Source organism: Chryseobacterium sp. SIMBA_028 (assembly GCF_046535285.1).
Lineage (GTDB): Bacteria > Bacteroidota > Bacteroidia > Flavobacteriales > Weeksellaceae > Chryseobacterium.
Window position 1 is genome coordinate 1 of sequence record NZ_JAWRWZ010000734.1, and the last position, 242, is coordinate 242.

The window sequence follows — 242 nt, forward strand, 5'->3', positions numbered from 1 at the left end:
GACATGAAAAACGGAATCACTGAACCGCGCGAGCCCATCACATTGCCGTATCGTACTACTGAAAAGCGGGTCTCATGGCCGCCTGCGTAGGAATTGCCTGAAACGAACAGCTTATCGGATGTCAGCTTGGTAGCACCGTATAGGTTGATCGGGCTGCTAGCCTTATCAGTAGACAGTGCGACGACCTTTTTTACGCCTTTGTCAATGCACGCATCAATCAAGTTCATTGCGCCTTGAACATT

1 protein-coding gene is annotated in these 242 nt (G+C 49.6%); it reads right to left on the reverse strand.

Translation table 11 applies throughout. From position 1 onward, the window contains the following. The coding region (locus SCA31_RS25195) for a polysaccharide biosynthesis protein (RefSeq protein WP_410699668.1) at positions 1-242 on the reverse strand (242 nt) is incomplete at both ends.